Origin of the sequence: Endozoicomonas sp. 4G, from assembly GCF_023822025.1 — a bacterium.
Classification (GTDB): Bacteria; Pseudomonadota; Gammaproteobacteria; order Pseudomonadales; family Endozoicomonadaceae; genus Endozoicomonas_A.
Genome location: NZ_CP082909.1, coordinates 849,481 through 870,218 on the forward strand (window position 1 = coordinate 849,481; position 20,738 = coordinate 870,218).

The window sequence follows — 20,738 nt, forward strand, 5'->3', positions numbered from 1 at the left end:
GACCAGTCTGTTTGCAGGAGAGAGCAGTCTGGTCAAGCAAGAGATTATTTTACAGCGGCTTTCTTTCTCTTTTTGAGCAGTGCTCGCCCCTTGATCCATTTGATGGCCCGGGTATCGATTCCAGGCTTCGCGTACTGCAGAAAAGTATCGGCGGCCTTGATGGAATCTTCAGGTCGATCAATTTGCAGGTAGGCATAGCTGAGCATTCGATAAACATCGGGGTTTTTGGGTTCAAATCGTTTCATCGCTTCCAGCAAAGCGATGGACTTTCGCGGCTGGAGATACTCCATATAGTAAGAGGCCTGGGCCAGCAACCATTGTCTCAATGGCTTATTCATGGTTTGTCCTCCCTGTTGTTTTCTTTTATCAGCCTGCTTATATTAGCCTGCAACCAAAATATTCCGTGTCATGGTCAGGTATTCCTGCAATTCTTTAGACTCTTTCAATACGGCCAGCGCCGCCTTTGCTTCTGGCCATTCTTCGGCATGTTTGCTGAGCAGAGTCAACGCTATATCTGTCATCATGTTATGTTCAGCAGGGGAGAGCGAAGGCGCGTTTTCACTCAGGGTGAGAGCGTATGTTTTTTGACGATCTTCGTAGGTGCGACCGAACTCAAGGGTTTTCCAGAAGTGGGCCGAAACACTTGCGCCAGAGGGTTTAAAAGAAGACTTGTCTTTCGGAAAGTCTTTATCAATAAAGTCACTGTTGACGAATGAAATACCAGAAAGACCATTTTTAAAAGACACATCCATAATGCCCAGCCTCGGTTTAAGTGAATTGATTCTCTTCGCTTTTGCATCGGCTGCATGGCAGCAAACCTAAAACTGTGTAAATGATTAGAATTGAAGGGTGATCTTGGATACACTGGTTTTGTTTGGCTGTATATTTAAATTAGCTATAAAAAATTAAAAATTGATTAGAAAAAGTAAATTTAGCCGTTAACACCTTTGTTGTGAGTTGTTTAGAGGACGGGCATGGAGGCACTCTTCGAATGGGCTCAAAAACTCTCAAATTCTGGCTAATCTTATGGCTTGCTCTGTCTTTGTTGACCCCGCTGCTTTTGTTGCCGTCCTATTCCCGGGCGGCGATCTGGTCTTCTGTTGCTCAATCTGAAAGTGCTCGAAGACACATTGTGCGACCCGGTGAAACGCTCTCTATTATTGCCCAGAACTATGGCTTTGAGCTCCATGAACTGGCCGAATACAACAACATCACCAACCCTTCAAAACTGTTGGTGGGACAAACCATATACCTGCCAGACGGTTCTACTGAATCTATTGAGTCCGGGTTTCAGGAAGCCGCCCCTGCCCAGCCGCCAGCACAAGTTTTAGATGCAACCGCATTTCCGCCAACAAGGTCAAAACCGGATGAAGCAGAATATTTCAGGTTGCAGCAGTGGATGGGCGGCCAGCAACAAACGACAGGCATCGAAAGCATCGATTACAACTATGCGAAAAAGACTCCGCAACCTCAGGCTAAAGCGGGTTTTGAAGTTCCTCTGGAAACGGAAAAACCGGCCAAAGGAAACACTGCTGCCGGGGCTGCGGTTAAGCCGATGGAAAGTATAGAAACAGTCGGCAAGGAGTTGCTGAAAGAGGCGGAAGAAGAGATTGAAGATTCAGAGTCCCCAGCCCTGGCTGTCTTTGGAGACCGTCCTTATTCCTTCTATGGCAGTGGTGAAGATCTGGTTGAGGCATTACAGAACTTTGCTGCCAGTTACTATGTTCCCGTCGTTATCTCTGAAGATGTGGTCGGTGAGGTGAATGGCAAGATTGGTCCATTGACGCCTATCGACTTCATGGATCACATGGCCAACATTTATGGATTTATCTGGTATTTTGATGGTCACTCACTCTATGTCTACAGTGGCAGTTCCGCAGAACAAAAGATTATCAGTCTGGAATACATGACTACCGGGAGCTTCAAAAAAACACTTAAAAAAGTGGGTATATGGGATGGGCGTTTCTTCTGGAAAGAGCAACCCAAAGATGGCCTGATTTATGTATCCGGGCCGCCAAGATATATTGAGATAGTAAGCCAAACGGCTGCGCTGCTGGACAATAAAGAAGGTGACCGACAGAAGAGCAAACTGACCGTGCGTATGTTCAGTCTCAAATATGCCTGGGCTACCGATAAAAGTTTCAATTTCAGGGGGCAGCAAATCGTTGTACCTGGGGTGGCCACTTTGTTAAGAAACATCATCAGTGGCGGTGGTGTTGCCAGTGTTGAGCGAAAGTCTGAACCGCTTAAAATGCAGCCTGCTAAAGGGGTTGTTCGCAACGGTGTTCAAAACAAGCAACAGGCTCAGCAACCGGGAGAATCACTGAATGCGGGTGCCCAGATTGAAGGGGCATACATCAGCGCCGACCCAAGGCTCAATGCCATCATTGTCCATGATCTGGAGTCAAAGATGGCCATGTATGAAGGTTTGATTGAGTCTCTGGACAAACCTTCTTCGCAAGTGGAGGTCAGTGTCTCCATTATCGATGTTAATACAGCCGATATAGAAGCGCTGGGTGTTGACTGGAACAATACTCGTGCTACCGGTTCTGAAATTAAATTTGATCCGGGCTCTTCAGCTTATAAAGATGATTTCTCCTCATTCACGACGGTTCTGGGCATGAACATTGGCAGCTTTAATGCCCGACTCAGTTTGCTGGAAGATGAAGGTCGGGCCAAAGTGGTTTCCAAACCTTCTATTCTTACCCTGGACAATCTGGAGGCAGTCTTTGACAACAGCAGTACCTTTTATGTTCAGGTAGCCAGTCAGGAAGATGCGGAGCTGTTTCCTGTGACTTCGGGCACTGTTGTTCAGGTTACCCCAAGAATTGTCAAAGAGGAGGCAGGCCGCCGGATTCACATGAGCGTAAATATTCAGGATGGTGGCGATTCTAATGACCAGAATCTCAGCCTGCCCAGGGTCAGTAACAGTTCAGTCAGTACCCAGGCGATCGTAAACGAAAATGAGAGTCTGCTGATTGGTGGTTTCTATAAGGAAAGCCAGGATCAGAAGACCACCAAAGTGCCTGTCCTGGGAGATATCCCCGTGCTGGGTCGTCTGTTCCGCGCGGATAAGAAGCAAAACACCAGTCAAATGCGCTTGTTCCTGATAACCCCGCGTATTCTCAGTACAGGAGCCTGATCTGGCTCCTGGATCGTTCCTGCACGATTCTTGCCTTGTCATCATCTCTGATATGAACCACCTGAGTATTCGTATTAATTCGAATTATTAAACATATTGGTTTTTTTTGTAGCATAAGATTCGTTATAGTTTATATATGTTCGCAAATATTCATTTTGGGTGTGTCAATGAAGCAGGTGAAGTCAGAGGATCTCTTTGACATTTTCGTGATTGGTGGTGGCATCAATGGTGTCGGTATTGCCGTTGATGCAGCTGGCCGGGGGCTAAAAGTAGGCCTGTGTGAGAAGTCTGATCTGGCCGGGGCGACCTCATCAGCCAGCAGCAAGCTAATTCATGGTGGTCTCAGATATCTGGAACATTATGAATTCCGGCTGGTTAAGGAATCGCTGGCAGAACGGGAGGTGCTCCTTAAAATGGCACCTCATATTGCTTTTCCCATGCGCTTTTGCCTGCCTCACAGACCTCACCTGAGACCGGCCTGGATGATTCGTGCCGGGCTGTTTCTGTACGACAATCTCAGTGCCCGGGTTTCTTTACAGGGGTCAAAATCCCTCAGGTTTGGTAAGGATTCTGCACTCAAAGAAGACTTCAGGAAAGGCTTCGAATATTCTGATGCCTGGGTGGATGATGCCCGTCTGGTGGTGCTGAATGCTATGGAACTTCAGAGAAAAGGGGGAGACATTCGTACTCGCACTCAGGCGTTGCATGCTGAACGAAATCAGGGTGTCTGGCATATCACTTTACGGGACGAGATCACTGGAGAAGAGTCTGTTGTTCGAAGTCGTGCTCTGCTGAATGCGGCGGGTCCCTGGGTTCAATCTTTCTTTGACGAAGGGCTGAAGCAAAAATCCCCACGAAAAATCCGTTTGATCAAAGGCAGTCACATTATCGTTCCCCGTATTCATGAGGAACCTCGTGCCTACATTCTGCAGAATGAAGATAACCGGATTGTTTTTGTTATTCCTTATCTGAACAACTATTCACTGGTGGGTACCACGGACGTTGAGTATAAGGGTGATCCCGCTGATGTGTTCTGCTCTGAGGACGAAAAACGCTATCTTTGCGACATCGTGAATAAACACTTTAAACAATCGATCTCCCTGAATGACATTGTCTGGGATTACTCTGGAGTGCGCCCACTCTGTGAAGATGAGTCAGACTCTCCCCAAGCGATTACCCGTGACTACACCATGGAACTGGAAGATCAGGACGGTAAGGCACCGTTGTTGTCTGTCTTTGGCGGCAAACTCACCACCTATCGTAAGTTGGGTGAAGCGGCTGTTGGCAAACTTCAGCCTTATTTCCCTGATATGGGTGAAAGCTGGACCAAAGCGTGTCAGTTGCCTGGCAGTGAAGGGTTCAAGACTGTTCAGGAGAACACTGAAGCACTCTGTCGTGCTTACCCCTGGTTGCCTCGGGAGATGGCTTCCCGCCTCAGTGGAACTTATGGAAATCTGAGCGCCCGTTTGTTGGGAGAGAGTCATTCACTGGATGATTTGGGTGAGCATTTTGGTGCCGGACTCTACGCTGTTGAAGTGGATTACCTGATTGAGCATGAATGGGCTTACCAGATTGAAGACATCCTCTGGCGTAGGACCAAGCTGGGTATCGAGCTGGATGAATCTGGCAAGACCAGACTGGAAGCTTATCTGGCGAAGCGATTACCTGAACTGATTCCTGACAGGTTCATTGGTAAAAGTTAATTTCTGGAGAAAATGAAAGGTGGAGACATCAGCCACCTTTCATGTGTTTATGAGTTTGCAGGCTTGTTTTTCCAGGCTCTCAGGAATTCGACAAACTCATGATCAGGAATGGGTTTACTGTAAAAATAACCCTGGCCTTCTGTGCATCCTGAGTTGATCAGGTGTGTTTCCTGTTCTTTGGTTTCAACACCTTCAGCGATGACTTCAATGCCAAAGCTGCGACCCAGTTGAATAATGGCTTCAACGATAACCGTGTTTTCCTTGTTTTCCGGTATCCCTTCGACAAACGATTTATCTATTTTCAACTTATCGAATGGAAACTGTTTCAGGTAACTCAGTGAGGAGTAGCCTGTGCCGAAATCATCCATTGCAAGGGTGATTCCCGTTGCCTTGATATTATTGAGCTGTTCTGAGGAAAGCTTAATGTCTTCCATAATGGAGGTCTCGGTCACTTCAATTTCCAGCAACCGGGGTGGAATCTGGTATTTATTCAACAGGTACTTGATGCGGTCAACGATATTTTTATCTCTTAGCTGAATGGCAGAAAGGTTCACGGCAATTCTCAAATCATGGAACTCTGTTTTATGCCACTCATGGAGCTGGTGGCAAGCGGACTCGAGCACCCAGTCACCTATAGGAATGATGTCCAGATTGTCTTCTGCCATAGGGATAAACATGTCCGGTGAAATAAGTCCCTTTTCAGGATGTTTCCAGCGAAGTAAAGCCTCGGCACCCACCATCTGCAGGGTCTTGAAATCAATCTGTGGTTGATAAACCAGGCTCATTTCATGATGCTCCAGGGCTTCATGAAGATCCCTTTCAAGCCGCTTGCGCTGGCGGATCTCGGTGTCGATAGACGCAATATAAAACTGGTAGCGGTTCTGGCTTCGGGACTTGGCCATGATCATGGCGAATTCGGCCTGTTGCAGGAGCTTATCCACTTCCTGACCATCGTCAGGAAATAGAGTGATGCCCACAGTGCCACTGATGGTTATCTTCTCGTCGTCCACTGTAATAGGGGCTGCCAGCTGTTTCAGAAGGGTCTGGGCCATTTCAGCGGCTGCATAAGGTTGGGTGCTACTGGCAAGGATGATGGCAAACTGGTCCTCTCCAAGCTTGCCAATAAAACCTTTATTACCAATATGATTTCTCAGGCGATCTGCAATTTTGACCAGCACATGTTCTGCTGCATTGAAGTTAAAGTGAGCGTTCAGTGATTTGAAGTCGTCAAGGCCAAGACAGAGAATGGCAATATGACCATCAGTACTTGCGGGTTTCTTGATCAGGCTCTGAAGGTGCTTCTGCAAGGTTTTTCGGTTTGGCAGGCGAGTTAAATAATCGTACTGAGACAGTCTCATGATCTGAGCTTCAGCTTTCTGCCTCAGGTTCAGGTTTCGTTCTATTGATTCCAAAAGCTGATTCGCGGTTCTCACCCAGAGGCCCAGCTCATTGTCCTGATGGCCTTTAGGCATGGGCAGTTTATGAGAGCCGGGCGCGTCCGGGTTAATCTGTGACAGATGTTTGATCAAACGGTTCAGAGGTTTGGTAAGAATCAACGAATAGATCATATAGAGCAGCAATGCCATGGCAACGGCTCTGAAAATACCGCTGACCAGGACAATCAGTGAGCGCTGGATGAACTCCTGTCCATGATAGGCTGTATCAATGGCCAAAAGCAGCTCGCCGTAATATTCATCAAAAGGTTCTTCCCGATAAAGAGGAGTACGATAAATTCGAACAGGTTCAAACAGGTAGTCCGAAAGTTGGCGATACCTTGAGCTGGAAAGATCACGTTTCAGCACAGCAAGCTCAGGTTCATCGGGTATTTCAATCGCTGCAATGTGGACTGACTGGTGCTCCATTAACCCGGTAAGAATCTCTTTTCCCATTCTGGGTTCAAGTCTATAGGCGGCCTGAATGGCGGGCTCTCTGATCATGGCCAGTATTTGCAGGGCTTCGGAATCAATGATTTTACTGGATTGGCGGGCATCAAAGAAAATCTGAACACAACTGATAGCAATACCCAGTAAGCAGGCTGCCATCAGAACCGCTTTAAGCAATTTGGCAGATAAGCGTTGCTTAGCATCAATGCCTGTGCTGGTTTCCATATTCTTTGACTTCTTTCGATGCCATCCGTAGAACGTTTTTCAACGACAGACTTCATTGAGGCTGGCTGTTTATTAAAAAAACTAGGTGTTGATCAGGAGATTTTTATTTCCTTGTGAAATTAACTATAGAAAGTTAAGAGCGATCTACTAATACGAAATTGTAATTTTTAAACAGGGTTTTAATTAGGTTTTAATTGGGTTGGATAATTGTCGGAAGGTTTTTTTATTTTCTTTTTTTTTAAAAGTGATGGTAAATTGGCAAGTTTCTTAAACTACGGGCAGATTCAGACCTTAGTCCTGCAGCAATGACGCTAAAAATTTGGTAAACGGCACAATATCCTGCTGCACGCTGGCAGCTTCAAGTGCTTGCATTTGACATACTCACCACCCTAAAGGATGGTGATTCTGCACTAATTAGATAGTGCAGGCTTCAGCCTCACGGCTTTAGCAGTTTCCTGTTGCCGACGACATTACAGCATCGTTCGCTTGGCAGGCTCTAAGGGTATGACCTACCCCGAATTTCGTATATGTGCATTTATGCTAAACCCAAACCATCTAGAAAACCGGAGTTTAATGGATTGGTACCTAGCGCACCCCGGTATAGGGAAGGTGCGCAATCACAGTCGTTCATTTACCTGTATGACTACGCCCACTACGACATGCCAAGCCCGTCGCTATAAGTAAGATAGTTTTCATTTTTTCTTGCTTACCCATGGTATTAAAAGTCTCCCCTCAACAGTGGCAGCAGACACAAGATTGTCTGCTCCAGCAGTCCATACATGCAGCTCACCCACGTACACGAGAGCGCTTTTCTGCGCTCTATCAAGTGGCACAGGGTTCTTCTGCAACTCAGGTTGCCAAGCAATTGGGGCGGCATCTCGAAACGGTCACTGACTGGATTCACCGCTACAATTCAAAGGGGCCGGAGGCTATGGTTTATAAGCGGACTGGGGGCCGCCCCCCTTTTGTCAAATTATCAGTAAAGCTGCTGCTTGCCTGATTGACCGGACACTGGAAAAAGCAGCTAACCAGGAAAGTTCTCTTAACTCACCTCGCTGGACGTTGAAATACTTGGTTCAATGGTGTTGGGATTGCTTTCAGGTACGATGTTGCCGTGAGACCATACGACAGGTTCTTAAACGGCAGGGGTATTCATGGAAGAAAGCCAAAAACTGCTCAACAAGGCTGACTCGGTAAAACGGGCTACCTTTCTTGAAACTTTAAAGCCGTTGCTGTCAGAAGCCACTTTCCAGAAACGCCTGCTGGTCTACATTGACGAAGCTCATATTCATCAAGATGCCGATATTGGCTATGGCTGGTCCCGTAAAGGCGAAAGACTCTGGGTCAGTTCACACTCTCCAAAGCTGGCTGACAAGATCACCTTCTACGGAATCTATTACTACAATTTTGGTCAGGTCAGAATGTGGCCTTATCCCTGTGGGCGGAAAGAGCACACCGTTAATGTTCTGGAACGAATCAGGCAGGAGAACCCTGACAGGAAAATCGACATTGTGTGGGATGGTGCATCATGGCATACCGCACACTTTGTAAGGGACGCGGGGCTACGCCTGAATTTGAACATTATCCAGATGCCAGCCTACAGCCCTGACTTTATGCCTGTAGAAGCCTTATGGCGCTGGTTCCGGGAAGATGTTACATACCATCACTGCCATAAAACGGCAGAAGATCTGCTCGAAGCCGCAAAAAAATTCGTTGAACGTATAAACCGAAATCCTGAAAAAGTAGCTGACAGACTCTGGGTCAAAGATTCTCTTAATGATGAAGAAGAGCGCCTAAGGGCAAACAATCTGTCAGAGTGGTAAAACTCCGGTTTTCTAGATGGTTTGGGTTTAGAACTATTGTCCTTTGATAACTCTAAAGTCGAGTACTTACAGGTACTCTTCCAAAATTTGATCAATAACACCTTCTGCCTTTAATTCCTGAAGAATGGTGTTGATCTTTTTCCCGTGCTGCTCAGCAGACTTACTGAACATGAAGGTTACTGGCACACAGTCGAATCTTTTTCCTGTGGCAAAGAGTCCTGTAAACCGGGTTTTCATCAGATGCTGTGCTACCAGTTCATCCATCAGTGCTGCGTCACTGCGACCTTTCTCCAGAAGCTTTAACACATGCAGCTCATCCTTGGAGTTGTTACGAATTACTTCCCCTGACTGAAAGTAAGGCTCAAACGTCTTATAGGTATAATTTTGCACCACTCCAAGCCGCTTGCCCCGGAGATCGCTGGGTTGGCTCACTCCCTGGTCGCTGTATTTTAGCTGGACAATCACTTCGCAGTGCTCTGAAAAAGGTTCAGTGAAATAAACTTTCTCAGCCACTCTTTCCCGCCATTGGGGGGAGCTCCAGGCTTCCAGGTCCAGACTGCCATTGCCTACTTTGTAAATGATTCGGTTGAAAGGGTAGTACTCTTCTACGAAGTCATAGTTGCTTCGTTGGCTGACGGCTTCAAGGATTTTCTGCACAATGCCTTTTTTACCATCTTTACCATCGATCCAGAAAAGAGGAGGATAGTTTGTTGGAAACAGCCCTGTTGAGATAGCAATTCTGTCTTCATCAGCCAGAGTAAGGGCACTGGGTAGCAGCAGGCAGAAGATCAGCAGTTGTAGTCCGTACTTTTTTTTGTTGTTGAACACTCGCATTGCAGATCTCAGCCTATGTCGGAGGTGTATGACCAATATCGATCGTGGGTCCCAGGTATTTAGGGCCGGTGTTTAACCAGTGAACTTCCAGAACGGCCAGAACCCTGGCCAGCATCTCCCTGGTTTTATTGCTCAGGTCGCTGTTGGCTCCGTCGCCCGCGTTGAAAGCAATAGCATTAATATTGTTATTCTGGGCGATATAAAGTGCCCGTTTATTGTGATAGGCCTGTGAAATGATGGTGAACCGGTCAAGCCCGAAGACAAACTTTGCCCTTAGAATAGAGTCCAGAGTTCGAAAACCGGCATAATCCCGGTAGATTTTTTCAGCAGGAATCCCCATTTTCAAAAGGTCTTTGCGGATGGTGCTGGGCTCATCATAATAAGGCGTTCCATTGTCACCACTGATCAAAATGTAATCGATTTTATTTCGGGTGTAGAGAAGGTACGCCGCCTTGAGCCTGAGATCATAATGATCGTTATTGCCTCCTTCGCGGGCATATTTACTGGTGCCGAGCAGGACACCCACTTCGTTGTATGAAATGCTTTCTACATTGTCATAAAGCCGTGAGCTGGTTTTGGTATTGACCAGCCAGTTAGCGACAGAGATCAGGGAAATGAGTCCTATCGCAGCAACGGCAAACAACCCTGTAACAGCTTTCAGGCGGGTCAGTCTGCCCTCCATTCGGAAGTCTCCGCAAAATAAGAAATTCAGAGACAGTTAACCATAATCATCCTGTTGGTTAAAGGCTATCGGACTCAGATCTTTACCTCAATGGGATACCCTGTACTTCTTTACAAACCTCCTGTCCTTCAGGGCGGGGTTCCTTGAGCTCTTCCAAAATATCTTTGAATTCACTGGCGATAAACCTTGAAGCCTGATGATTGGGAATGCCCAGCGATTCCAGTGAGAGAAACTGGTGATGGGTGGCAATGGCCGCCTGAAACTTTTTGACCACTTGTTCCGGGGTAGAAGCCAGAAAAGCCAGTTTTCTGCGGATCAGAAAGTTGTCTGCTTCGGGTTCAGCAATGTGGATAACCGGTTTTCCCTTGTAGAGTGCCATGGTTCCAATAGAGGATTTATGAACCATAACAGCGACAGATATTTTTGTGAGAACCGCTGTTGAATGACGATTATTTTCCATCAACCGGACATTTCCGGCAGCTATTTCCTTAATCAAGCGTCGCTCGATCTCACCATTGGTCTTAGGGTGGTGGGTGACCAGAAAGGCCACGGACGGCATCTTTCGGGTGGCTTCAAGAAAGACTCTGAAATACTCTTCATACGTGTCGTCATAGCCACCGGCAAATGTCACAACAGGCTCATTGGGACCAAGGTTTAGTTCAAGGCGGACAGACCGGTCATCCGTTTGACGGTAAATATCATCCCAGGCCTCAAGGGCTGGTTGTCCGGTTACCAGATACAGGGGAGTAGGACAAAGTACAAGGTCGTTAAAACTTACCCCGGTTGCGCTGCTGGGAAGATGGAATTCATCGATTGTTCGAATGGTTTTCAGAAACGCCTGCACATATTCCTGGTTGGTAATGTCATCAAAATTATCATACAAAGCCATAGTGAAGCTGCCTTGTTGCTTCATGTAGTTGAGAATCTGAGCCTGTGCAGCACTGGCCATTCCGGCATAGACGATCTTAGGGTTAATGCGTTGCGATAACTCAAGGAGAGCGCTCTCCGGCCAAGCGGTTTCCCGATTGTTGCGGAGCTGCTCTGGGTCGGGTACAGAAATAGTAAGGTTGAGCGGATGATTCCGGAAAATTTCTGCAGCCCTGCCCATCGATAAAATGCGGTAGTTGAGACCCTGCTTTTTCAAAGCTTTTTCAAGCTGCTTAAACGCATTACTTTCGCCTTGGTCATAAGCGACCAGAAGAACATCAATTTTCTGTGTTGCCAGTGCATTGGAGCTGAAAATGTTTACAAAGAAACAAACAAACAACGCACAGAGAGTGTTTACATAGTTTTCCATACTGCCTCCATTGGAATCCCCGTTACTGGTTTTTATCCATTTTTGAAACAGGGAAACCAACAGTCTGGTACAGAATTCCGTTTTAGGAAAGTTTGGCGGTGGGTTATTTTTTAGCCTTTCAGGCAGTTATTTTCGAGTCAGGAAGACACCCATTTCGCGATGATGGGTATATGGGAACTGATCAAAAAGGGCTATACGATGCACTTTGTGAGTCCGGGTGATCTTTTCCAGGTTCTGTTTCAATGTGTCCGGGTTACAAGAGATGTAGACAATATTGTCGAACCTTTGAACCAAGGCTTCAGTACCTTCATCAAGGCCGGCCCTGGGAGGATCTACCAGAATGGTGGATACGTTATAACTGTCCAGATCAATATCCTGCAAACGTCTGAACAGTCTTTCCCGATTCATGGCCTGGGTGAACTCTTCACTGGATAAACGGGCTATCTGGACATTCTCAATGGCGTTCAGCTCGAAGTTGTCGTGGGCAGATTGAACGGATGTCTTGGATATTTCAGTCGCCAAAACCTTGTCAAAGTGATTAGCCAGAACACAGGTGAAATTGCCATTACCGCAATACAGTTCGAGCAAATCCCCCTTCAGGCCAGCACAGACATCACTGGCCCAGCCAAGCATTTGTTCATTAACTCCGGCATTAGGTTGGGTGAAGCTGTTCTCGACCTGAGTGTACTGGTAGGTTTTGCCCTTTACTTTCAGGGTTTCGACGACGTAATCCCGATCCAGAACGATTTTCTGCTTTCGGGCACGACCAATGATACCAATGTTGTGGGAAATCTGTAATTTCTCTGCCGCAGCCTGCCACTCATCATTCAGTGGTTTGTGATAAAGCATACTGATCAGGGCTTCACCCGTCTGGGTCGTCAGAAATTCCAGCTGGAACAGTCTTTTTCGAAGAATCTCCTGTTGTTCTATGTCCCTGATCAACGGCATCATCAATTGATTGATCCGCTCTGAGCCGGCAGGAAACTGGTCAATGCTGAAAGGTTGTCGGGTCTTGGGGTCAAACATGCGATAGTAGCTGTGTTCACCCTCATGCCAGATGCGGAACTCTGCGCGCATTCGGTAATGTTCTGGTCGGGATCTGAAAACCTCCAGCTCAGGAACATCAAAAACCTGAAACTCTTCGCAGGTAAGGTTTACCTTTTCACTCAGCTGGGTTTGATACTTTGCAGGCTCTACAACGGCTAATGACATAATGCTCTTCGACCAATAAAAACGGCCCGTATTATGGGCCGCTTTCAAAGAGATGAAAACCGGTTTTCAGCTCATTAACTGAACATCACCAGTTTAATGGCGAACAGTAGAGAAAGAATAACCAGGGCACTATTCAGGTCCTTTGCACGACCACTCAAGAGCTTGATGGCGGTGTAGGAGATAAAGCCAAAGGCAATGCCGGTGGTAATTGAGTAGCTCAGAGGCATAGAGACGGCGGCAATAACCACTGGCGCAGCCTCAGTCAGGTCATCCCAGTTAATCTGGAACATGCTGTGAGTCATCAAAACGGCTATAAAAAGCAGGGCGGGGGCGGTTGCATAGGCCGGCACCATGGCCGCCATCGGGGACAGAAACAGGGAACCCAGAAACAGCAGGCCCACCACCACAGCGGTAAGGCCTGTCCGACCACCCACCGAAATCCCGGCAGTACTCTCGACGTAGCTGGTAGTGGTTGAAGTACCCAGTCCGGCCCCAGCCATGCTGGCCATGGAGTCGGCCATCAGGGCTCTGCCCAGCCGGGGGAATTTACCGTCTTTGTCCAGCAGGTCGCCTTTCTGGGCCACCGCAACCAGGGTGCCTGAAGTATCAAAGAGATCAACAAACAAAAAAGAGAAGATAATGCTGATCATGCCCACCTCCAATGCTCCGGCAATATCCAGTTGCAGAAGCGTCGGGGCCACGCTGGGAGGTACGGAAACCAGACCGTTCATTTCTACTTTGCCAGCAATCAGGCTGACGATAGTAATGGTCAGAATCCCGATCATGACGGATCCGGTGACATTGCGATAGTAAAGAGCCACCGTCAGGACAAAGCCAATGGCTGTCATGATGGCACTCCAGGAACTCATCTCTCCCAGTGTCACCAGTGTTGCCGGGTCACCAACGACAATGCCGGCATTCTGTAGAGCAATAAAGCCAAGGAAGAGGCCAATACCGGCAGCAATACCACCCCGTAATGACAGGGGAATGCTGTTGATAATCCACTCGCGAATCTTGAAGACACTTAATGCGAAGAAGCAGACACCCGAAAGGAAAACAGCTCCCAGCGCGATTTGCCAGCTATAACCCATCTGGCCGACAACGGTGAAGGCAAAGAAGGCATTCAGGCCCATACCAGGCGCAAGAGCAATGGGGTAATTGGCATACAAGCCCATGACCATACAGCCAATAGCAGCCGCCACACAGGTAGCGACAAAGACCGCTCCCTGATCCATGCCGGTGGTTGCCAGCATGCTGGGGTTGACAAAAATGATGTAGGCCATGGTCAGGAACGTTGTAATTCCTGCCAGTACTTCCGTCTTAACATCCGTATGATGTTCTTTTAGTTTGAATAGCCGTTCTAACATGTTGAAGCTTCGCGTGAGAGTACAAGCCTACAATGATAACGATTTTTACAGACGGGTAGAATAGGTGGGTGGTATCGTCATTTTCTCGATAAATCACGGTTTTTGGTGGGAATTTCTTAGATTGGTTTTTATCGATAAAACGGTGTCTTGTGCTTGTTTTCTTCTATGCCCCTACATGTAGTAGTCATGATTTTTTGTGAGCAAATAATGTCCACTTTGCTGTAAGCCTTGTCCCTGAGGGGATCAGTACAGGTTGAAATAGACCATTAACAGGGTTATCCACAGAAGTTGTGGTTAAATAAGCGGGGCAATTGAGTCGACCCTCAGGGCCGACTCTCGAAGTGATCAGGCGACTGCTGCCAGCTTCCCGGTGTGCATTTCCCGAATTCTGCTATCGAGTTCAGCGAGAGTTTCAGCCATTTTTCTTCGCTCGTTTTCCTGATTTTCAGCACTGCGCTGTGCACGTTGCTTTCTGTGGCGTTCAATAGCCTCACGTATGCGAAGCTGTTTCGGGCAGATGGGCTCAGCAACAATGATTTCTTTTTCAGCAATGTCAGCGGGTTTTGACTCAATGCTCTCTGGTGGCTGGGAGTCTTCTTCAACCGCCGGTTCGGGCTGGACATCCAGTTGGCTCAGGGCATTGTTATCGCCGGCCAGACAGGCGTCAGCTGCGGCAGTAATCGCAGCCAGCTGGGCGGTGATGTCATCACTCATTTCAATGCTGTTCATCTGAACCATGGCATTGGCCCTTGAACCCGCAGATTGGGTAGGTTCGGGCTTTGGCTTTTCGGTCTCAGGCTGAGTAACTTCAACCTTGATGTCAGTTGCAGCCGGGGTAAGGTTCACTGCCATCGGTGTAGATACCGGCTCGGGTGCCGAGTGTTGAGGGGTTTGGGCGACAGGAGCCTGTGTGGCCTTTTCATTGGCCGCTTGATTGCCCGCGTCGCCGGATTTCATGGCAAGGCTTGGAGGTGTATTGCTATCACCTTCATTAATTTCAGCAAAAATAGAGGCCAGCTCTTTTTCAATGCTGGACTTACGCTGGCGCTTCTTCTTTTTAGGCAGGATTTTTACAGTACTGGTCTTATAGCCTCTGAGGCTGTCGGCACCAAAAAAATGGATGGCGTCCTGTTCGAGTTCCGCCAGCTCTTCACGAGACTCGGCCCGATCCCATTCTTCTACGGTAAATTCATCCTCGCCATGGATGCGGATTTCTCTGTAGAGCGGGTAGTCCAGATCCTGGTGTGCGGCTGCCACCATTTTTTCCCACTGGCTCTCAAGGTCATTGCGAGTGGAGCCTACAAAAATTTGTTTGGTTACTTTATTGGTGACGGTGAAGATAATCAACGCTGGATAACCTTTATACTGACGGTGACAGGCGCGCAATTATACCCGCCGATTTTCTTCTGTGTAGTGGGGATTGTGCACTATTCAAAAACTCTTTTAAGGGATAGCGGACTGAGGCTGTATTGAAACGTCAATACAGCTAAGAATATCCCGAATATCATAGGATTTTTTCCGTCCTGACACTGAGGTCCAGAGCCATAACAATAGCATCTTCAGCTTTATGATCTTTGCTGGCCGGGTAGTAGTTTTTACGACGGCCAATTTCACTAAAGCCTGAGTTCAGATAAAGGTTGAATGCTTTCTGGTTGGACTCCCGCACTTCAAGGAACAGGGTCTCTGCCTGCTTTGCTGAAGAGTCGATAAGTTGATTCAACATAGCCGAGCCAAAGCCTTTGCCCTGCTCGTTGCGAGAGACAGTCAGAATCAGCAGGCTGGCTTCTCCGGCAGCTATCATGACGACACCCTGGGCAACAATCCTGCCCTTGTGCTCGGCCACCGTGCAGAGATAGCCTGAGTCGATACTGTCCATGTAGTGCTTTTGTTGCCATGGATGAGGCCCGGCCTCCTGCTCAATAGCAGCCAGTTCTGGAAGATCCTGATGAGTCATTGCTCTAAACGACAGCATATTAGTATTCTTTTCTGTGATAACTGAGAGGTTGTCAGCTGTCTGAGGTCAGCTCTTTAATGATCGGATAAATATCTCGCCAGGCTTCTGACTTGAGTGTTGGAAGTTTCATCAACTCATTAAGGCCATGGGTGACGATAAAGTGTTGGTCTGAGTGGAGTCCTTTCTGCAAACCTCTCAGATCGCTAAAGGTTCGGTTTGGATCAATCACAAAGCGGGCTGCTGCCTGACCTAGCAGCAGGACTACTTTTCGCCTGGCTAATCCAAACTGGTTGCTAAGGTAGGCGCATACCGCGTCGGCAGCAGCAGAATCATCCTGGCTCAGGTGCTCCATCAGGCCAATATTGCCCAGTGGCCAGACAAACTCACTGAAAGGCATGGCTTCCGACTCAGGCGGTAATTGAATGGCACGCAGGATATCGCTGAGTAACCGTTGGTGAAATCGAGAAAATTGATTCAGCCCGGAGTGAGGCATTTCTGCAACTACCAGACAGTGTTCGTTAGCTGACAGGGTTATCAGCCTGAACTTGCTGACAGCTACTGGCGGAGCTTCAGTTATAACGGGTTGTGTTACTGGCGGCACTGGCTTCGAGTCTTGTTTTGTTTCGACTCTACCGGAGATGCCCAGTAAATCTTTTGCCGTTGCAGCGCCCATCGTACTAGCAGAAGAAACTTGGGCCGACGCTTGTTGAGAAGATAGGCCGGAGGCCTCAGGTTTAAAGCTTTCCTCTGGCTCCTCTTCTAAACAGTCAAAAGGCCGGGGCGGCAGTGCATTAGGCAGGATCTGCCTTGGGAACCAGGTCTGGATTCCCATGGCATCGAGGTAGTGTTGTCGAGTTCGCTCGTTGATCCTGCCTTGCATGGCTGTTACAGGTTTCCTGTCTGTGGGTTGGTTTTTGGATGATCAGCGTTCAGCAGGTTCAGGGCATTGATGTAGGCTTTCGCAGAAGCCACCACGATATCCGTGTCCGCTCCGGAGCCATTGACAATGCGACCCTGCTTTTCCAGACGCACGCTGACCTCGCCCTGAGAATCGGTACCGCTGGTAATCGCCTTGACATTATACAATGCCAGATGGGCACCGGAATCAGCAATACTTTCTATGGCTTTAAAGACCGCATCAACAGGGCCAGCACCGGCACTGCGTATCTCTACTTCCTCAGAGTCCACCGCAATGACCAGATGAGCTTCAGGGGGTTTGCCTGTGCTGGAGCCGGCTTCCAGCTTAATCAGACGGTATTTCTCTTCTTCATTGCCTGAACGAACGTCACTGACCAGAGCCTGCAGGTCGTCATCGAAAATCTCAGACTTTTTGTCTGCCAGAATCTTGAAGCGGTTAAAGGCTTCGGTCAATTCGTCACGATCAGCAAAAGTAATGCCCAGCTCTTCCATACGGGACTGGAAGGCGCTGCGGCCGGATAATTTACCCAGGGTCAGGCGGTTGGTGTTCCAGCCAACGTCTTCAGCCTTCATAATTTCGTAGGTTTCACGGTTTTTCAGAATACCATCCTGGTGAATACCGGATTCGTGAGCAAAAGCATTAGCACCGACAATGGCCTTGTTAGGCTGAACCGGGAAGCCGGTGATACTTGAGACCAGACGGGAGGTAGGAACGATATGCCGGGTATTGATCCCCGTTTCGACGTTGAGTTCATCCTGACGGGTGCGGATTGCCATAACGATTTCTTCAAGAGAGGCGTTGCCCGCTCTTTCGCCAAGACCGTTAATGGTGCATTCAATCTGACGGGCGCCATTAACGACAGCGGACAGGGAGTTGGCCACGGCAAGCCCAAGGTCATTGTGACAGTGAACCGAGAAGATGGCTTTGTCTGAGTTGGGAATACGCTCAATCAGCTGGGCAATCGTGTTGCCGAACTGGTGCGGCAGCGCATAACCAACGGTGTCAGGGATGTTAATGGTGCGAGCGCCGGCATCAATCACCGCTTCAATGACACGGCACATAAAGTCGATGTCAGATCGTCCGGCGTCTTCCAGGGAAAACTCAACATCGTCAATCAGATTGCGAGCCAGTTTGACAGAAGCTATTGCCTGTTCCAGTACCTGCTCGGGCGTCATACAAAGTTTGTGTTTCATGTGCAGGGGGGAGGTGGCAATGAAGGTATGAATACGACCACGGGCAGCTGGCTGAATCGCTTGACCTGCGGCTTCAATATCCTTTGGCAGTGCCCGGGAAAGACTGCAGACAGTACTCTCTTTAATGGTTTCGGCGATGCTCTTGACGGCCTCAAAATCGCCCGGGCTGGCGATGGCAAATCCCGCCTCAATCACGTCAACCTTGAGTATTTCCAGCGATTTGGCAATCCGGAGCTTCTCGTCGCCAGTCATGGCTGCGCCGGGACTCTGTTCACCGTCTCTCAAGGTGGTATCGAAAATAATAACCTGATCGTTGCTCATGGTTGCTGCTCCGCTGTTCTTTTATCAGCTCAATGTTTTTTTGCTGTACTTTTTACTTACTGCTCAAGGCTTTCTACTGCTCAAGGCTTTCTACTGCTCAAGGCTTTCTACTGCTCAAGGCTGTGCTGTATGACAATGCCGGTTTTGGTGGTGCTTGCAACAGGCGGCATTTTCTGCACTTGGCAGTCGGAATTTATTCAAATATAACTACTTTTCTGACTCTGGAGTCAGAGGGCCAGTTGGCCGGGGTCGAAGGTGAAGTTAAATAATCTGCTCAAGGCAGTAGGAGTAGTAGGCGGGAAGAACAAAATATGGATTCAGGCGGCAACACCACGGCTGCACCGATGGCGCTACCGTGAGCGATCTGGAATGTTTTTGGCTGGTGCTTATCGTTCGCTACAGGCATTGTAATCACGCTCAGCGTTTTGAAATCAGCGTTAAGTTGTTTTGTGGATCGAATGAGGTCGAACTATATCCTCTATAAACCGTTTTGCCAAGCGGGTTGATCCGGTTTTCGAGACTGGATAGGATTTGTGCGACCCTACTTTCTTTTCGCCAAGGGCGTTCTGCCCATCAAAGGATAGCCGGACATGAAAAAAGCGTCACTTATTTTGCTGGGAGCCCTTGCCCTGGGCGGATGTGCCCTGAGCCCTCAGGAAGTGGATGTCACTCCCAAAATTGCTGTGGAAAAGCCCGTTGAACCATTACAGGGAACCGTCAGTGTGACCGTTTACGATGAACGATTGTCCCGTTCTCTGGGTCATCGGGGAGGGGTCTATTCAGATACCAATGACATCACGACCAATGACCGTCTGACTCTGGCTATTCGCTCGGCGGTTGAGATGAGTTTGAGGGAAATGGGCTTGACCGTAACTGAGTCTGAAGATGTGCCTCAGTTCCAGGTTTATCTTGATGATTTGGAATACAAAGTGCCTGAAGGCAGTTATATCACCCAGGTTGACCTGAAGGCAAAAGTGCGGGTCAGGATTATCAAAGATGGTCAGCGTTTCGAAGGCGTCTACGCCACCGAAATCACCGAACGTGTACCCAAAGCACCGTCTGATGAAAAGAACGAAGAGTTGATCAATCAGGTGCTCAGTGATGTGCTGAGCAGGGCGTTGGCCGATCCAAAATTGACAGGCTTTCTGAAACAGGCCTGAGTATTTATCGAATCAGCGTAAAGCGTCGTACTTTGAGGGCAGGAATGTAGCTCGGCTTGCAGAGCAAGCAACTTGTGCTATTTTTCTGTCCTTGAGGCGTTTTTAAAGCTGGTTTTATCGGACTGATTGCTTACATGCACCAGCTTACTAAATAAAATAATCACTTCTATTATGGTATGGGGCTGACTCGGTGCGCAATTTATTTTTTGTTATAGCAGTAATTTTTCTATCAATTGAAGCAAAAGCGAAAGGAATAAACGAAACAGGGGGTTACTATAATATGATTGCTACTCAATTGATAAATGCAGTGGCTGAAGCTCCATTGTCTTTAGTTTTTTATACCAGACCGTCAGAATACATACACAAAATAAAGCTTACCGGAAGGGCAGGTGTCGCTTATGGACAAGATATTGGGATTAATGATTTAGAATTAATCAGGAGCTATATTACCCAAGATAGAAATGGTGCAACTAAATATGCGGCTAATGCACCTGAAAAATTTATGGGTTGTTTACGGCCAGAACCCGGTGATCTAAAGAGCATAATTGACGAGTTTGATATGAGAGAAGGCCTTTATCTTTTTCGAGGCAGTCTTCTTAGTTTGATTTCCGTGGCTGCATCATTAAGTGATCGGGTGTCGGTCTATAACGAGTTTGGGGCTGATCAGTTAAAATCGAATGAAAATGAATTTATTATCAACTCCATGGTTGCAATGTTACTTTATCAGGGGACAAAAAATAAACTGTGTTATATTTTTTCAGACAGCAATGCTTTAGCATCTTTCCTGTCAGTTATTGTCAGGAATTATGCGGGTCAGAGTAAAGGATTAGATGTAAACGATATTTCAAAAATGGTGGTATTGGCTATGCCTCTTATTGTTGGAAGCTCGTATGTAGGAATTAAACGCAATAACTATATTTTAAAAACATTAATCCTTCTAACACCGGTAATGGTTGATCGCATTCTTAGTTGGACCATTCTGTTGTATAACCTATCGCAAAAGTCAGGTGCTACTTAAAGTCA

17 protein-coding genes are annotated in these 20,738 nt (G+C 47.7%); 5 read left to right on the plus strand and 12 right to left on the minus strand.

Translation table 11 applies throughout. From position 1 onward, the window contains the following. Positions 1–44: 44 nt before the first annotated feature. A complete protein-coding gene (locus tag K7B67_RS03240) occupies positions 45–338 on the minus strand; it encodes a hypothetical protein (protein WP_252178945.1) in 294 nt (97 codons plus the stop codon). 42 nt (positions 339–380) lie between these two features. After that, positions 381–752, minus strand: a complete 372-nt coding sequence (locus K7B67_RS03245; protein ID WP_252178946.1) for a hypothetical protein — start codon at positions 750–752, stop codon at positions 381–383. Positions 753–991: 239 nt separating this feature from the next. On the opposite strand from K7B67_RS03245, the gene sctC reads away from it, so the two are divergent. Then, complete coding sequence (gene sctC / locus K7B67_RS03250) at positions 992–3,142, plus strand: type III secretion system outer membrane ring subunit SctC (RefSeq protein ID WP_252178947.1); 2,151 nt, start codon at positions 992–994, stop codon at positions 3,140–3,142. 167 nt (positions 3,143–3,309) lie between these two features. Continuing rightward, complete coding sequence (gene glpD, locus K7B67_RS03255; RefSeq protein ID WP_252178948.1) at positions 3,310–4,845, plus strand: glycerol-3-phosphate dehydrogenase; 1,536 nt, start codon at positions 3,310–3,312, stop codon at positions 4,843–4,845. Between the two features lie 47 nt (positions 4,846–4,892). Here the strand turns inward: glpD and K7B67_RS03260 are convergent, their stop codons facing one another. Further along, entirely contained in the window at positions 4,893–6,953 is a 2,061-nt protein-coding gene (locus K7B67_RS03260) for a GGDEF domain-containing phosphodiesterase (RefSeq protein WP_252178949.1), read from the minus strand. 1,154 nt (positions 6,954–8,107) lie between these two features. Here K7B67_RS03260 and K7B67_RS03265 point away from each other — a divergent pair. Beyond that, positions 8,108–8,776: an IS630 family transposase gene (locus K7B67_RS03265; RefSeq protein ID WP_252178950.1), complete on the plus strand. Its 669-nt coding sequence runs from the start codon at positions 8,108–8,110 to the stop codon at positions 8,774–8,776. A gap of 66 nt (positions 8,777–8,842) precedes the next feature. Here the strand turns inward: K7B67_RS03265 and K7B67_RS03270 are convergent, their stop codons facing one another. The 9 genes from K7B67_RS03270 to K7B67_RS03310 all read right to left on the minus strand — a co-directional run bounded on the left by K7B67_RS03270 (position 8,843) and on the right by K7B67_RS03310 (position 18,555). Then, complete coding sequence (locus tag K7B67_RS03270; RefSeq protein ID WP_252178951.1) at positions 8,843–9,604, minus strand: transporter substrate-binding domain-containing protein; 762 nt, start codon at positions 9,602–9,604, stop codon at positions 8,843–8,845. A gap of 19 nt (positions 9,605–9,623) precedes the next feature. After that, positions 9,624–10,292 (minus strand): ElyC/SanA/YdcF family protein, encoded by a 669-nt coding sequence (locus K7B67_RS03275; protein ID WP_252178952.1) that lies wholly within the window; start codon positions 10,290–10,292, stop codon positions 9,624–9,626. An 82-nt stretch (positions 10,293–10,374) separates the two neighbouring features. Next, a complete protein-coding gene (locus K7B67_RS03280) occupies positions 10,375–11,589 on the minus strand; it encodes a hypothetical protein (protein ID WP_252178953.1) in 1,215 nt (404 codons plus the stop codon). 126 nt (positions 11,590–11,715) lie between these two features. Next, complete coding sequence (gene trmA / locus K7B67_RS03285; RefSeq protein ID WP_252178954.1) at positions 11,716–12,801, minus strand: tRNA (uridine(54)-C5)-methyltransferase TrmA; 1,086 nt, start codon at positions 12,799–12,801, stop codon at positions 11,716–11,718. A gap of 74 nt (positions 12,802–12,875) precedes the next feature. Then, entirely contained in the window at positions 12,876–14,168 is a 1,293-nt protein-coding gene (locus K7B67_RS03290; RefSeq protein WP_252178955.1) for an NCS2 family permease, read from the minus strand. Between the two features lie 345 nt (positions 14,169–14,513). Further along, entirely contained in the window at positions 14,514–15,515 is a 1,002-nt protein-coding gene (locus tag K7B67_RS03295; protein WP_252178956.1) for a GIY-YIG nuclease family protein, read from the minus strand. Between the two features lie 157 nt (positions 15,516–15,672). Continuing rightward, positions 15,673–16,140, minus strand: coding sequence for a ribosomal protein S18-alanine N-acetyltransferase (rimI, locus tag K7B67_RS03300; protein WP_252178957.1), 468 nt, complete (start codon positions 16,138–16,140; stop codon positions 15,673–15,675). Between the two features lie 34 nt (positions 16,141–16,174). Then, the gene (locus K7B67_RS03305) at positions 16,175–17,002 is read right to left on the minus strand and encodes a hypothetical protein (RefSeq protein ID WP_252178958.1); all 828 of its coding nucleotides are present in this window, start codon (positions 17,000–17,002) and stop codon (positions 16,175–16,177) included. A 5-nt stretch (positions 17,003–17,007) separates the two neighbouring features. Further along, positions 17,008–18,555 (minus strand): 2-isopropylmalate synthase, encoded by a 1,548-nt coding sequence (locus tag K7B67_RS03310; RefSeq protein WP_252178959.1) that lies wholly within the window; start codon positions 18,553–18,555, stop codon positions 17,008–17,010. A gap of 590 nt (positions 18,556–19,145) precedes the next feature. On the opposite strand from K7B67_RS03310, the gene K7B67_RS03315 reads away from it, so the two are divergent. Together K7B67_RS03315 and K7B67_RS03320 are read left to right on the plus strand one after the other, a co-directional pair. After that, positions 19,146–19,715 carry a YajG family lipoprotein gene (locus K7B67_RS03315; protein ID WP_252178960.1) on the plus strand — a complete coding sequence of 190 codons (570 nt, stop codon included), beginning with the start codon at positions 19,146–19,148 and terminating at the stop codon, positions 19,713–19,715. Positions 19,716–19,905: 190 nt separating this feature from the next. After that, positions 19,906–20,733 (plus strand): hypothetical protein, encoded by an 828-nt coding sequence (locus K7B67_RS03320; protein WP_252178961.1) that lies wholly within the window; start codon positions 19,906–19,908, stop codon positions 20,731–20,733. Positions 20,734–20,738: the final 5 nt, after the last annotated feature.

Coding starts and splice junctions, on each gene's coding strand:
- K7B67_RS03240 (WP_252178945.1), bottom strand. CDS start 338: ATGAATAAGCCATTGAGACAATGGTTGCTGGCCCAGGCCTCTTACTAT.
- K7B67_RS03245 (WP_252178946.1), bottom strand. CDS start 752: ATGGATGTGTCTTTTAAAAATGGTCTTTCTGGTATTTCATTCGTCAAC.
- sctC (WP_252178947.1), top strand. CDS start 992: ATGGGCTCAAAAACTCTCAAATTCTGGCTAATCTTATGGCTTGCTCTG.
- glpD (WP_252178948.1), top strand. CDS start 3,310: ATGAAGCAGGTGAAGTCAGAGGATCTCTTTGACATTTTCGTGATTGGT.
- K7B67_RS03260 (WP_252178949.1), bottom strand. CDS start 6,953: ATGGAAACCAGCACAGGCATTGATGCTAAGCAACGCTTATCTGCCAAA.
- K7B67_RS03265 (WP_252178950.1), top strand. CDS start 8,108: ATGGAAGAAAGCCAAAAACTGCTCAACAAGGCTGACTCGGTAAAACGG.
- K7B67_RS03275 (WP_252178952.1), bottom strand. CDS start 10,292: ATGGAGGGCAGACTGACCCGCCTGAAAGCTGTTACAGGGTTGTTTGCC.
- K7B67_RS03280 (WP_252178953.1), bottom strand. CDS start 11,589: ATGGAAAACTATGTAAACACTCTCTGTGCGTTGTTTGTTTGTTTCTTT.
- trmA (WP_252178954.1), bottom strand. CDS start 12,801: ATGTCATTAGCCGTTGTAGAGCCTGCAAAGTATCAAACCCAGCTGAGT.
- K7B67_RS03290 (WP_252178955.1), bottom strand. CDS start 14,168: ATGTTAGAACGGCTATTCAAACTAAAAGAACATCATACGGATGTTAAG.
- rimI (WP_252178957.1), bottom strand. CDS start 16,140: ATGCTGTCGTTTAGAGCAATGACTCATCAGGATCTTCCAGAACTGGCT.
- K7B67_RS03305 (WP_252178958.1), bottom strand. CDS start 17,002: ATGCAAGGCAGGATCAACGAGCGAACTCGACAACACTACCTCGATGCC.
- K7B67_RS03310 (WP_252178959.1), bottom strand. CDS start 18,555: ATGAGCAACGATCAGGTTATTATTTTCGATACCACCTTGAGAGACGGT.
- K7B67_RS03315 (WP_252178960.1), top strand. CDS start 19,146: ATGAAAAAAGCGTCACTTATTTTGCTGGGAGCCCTTGCCCTGGGCGGA.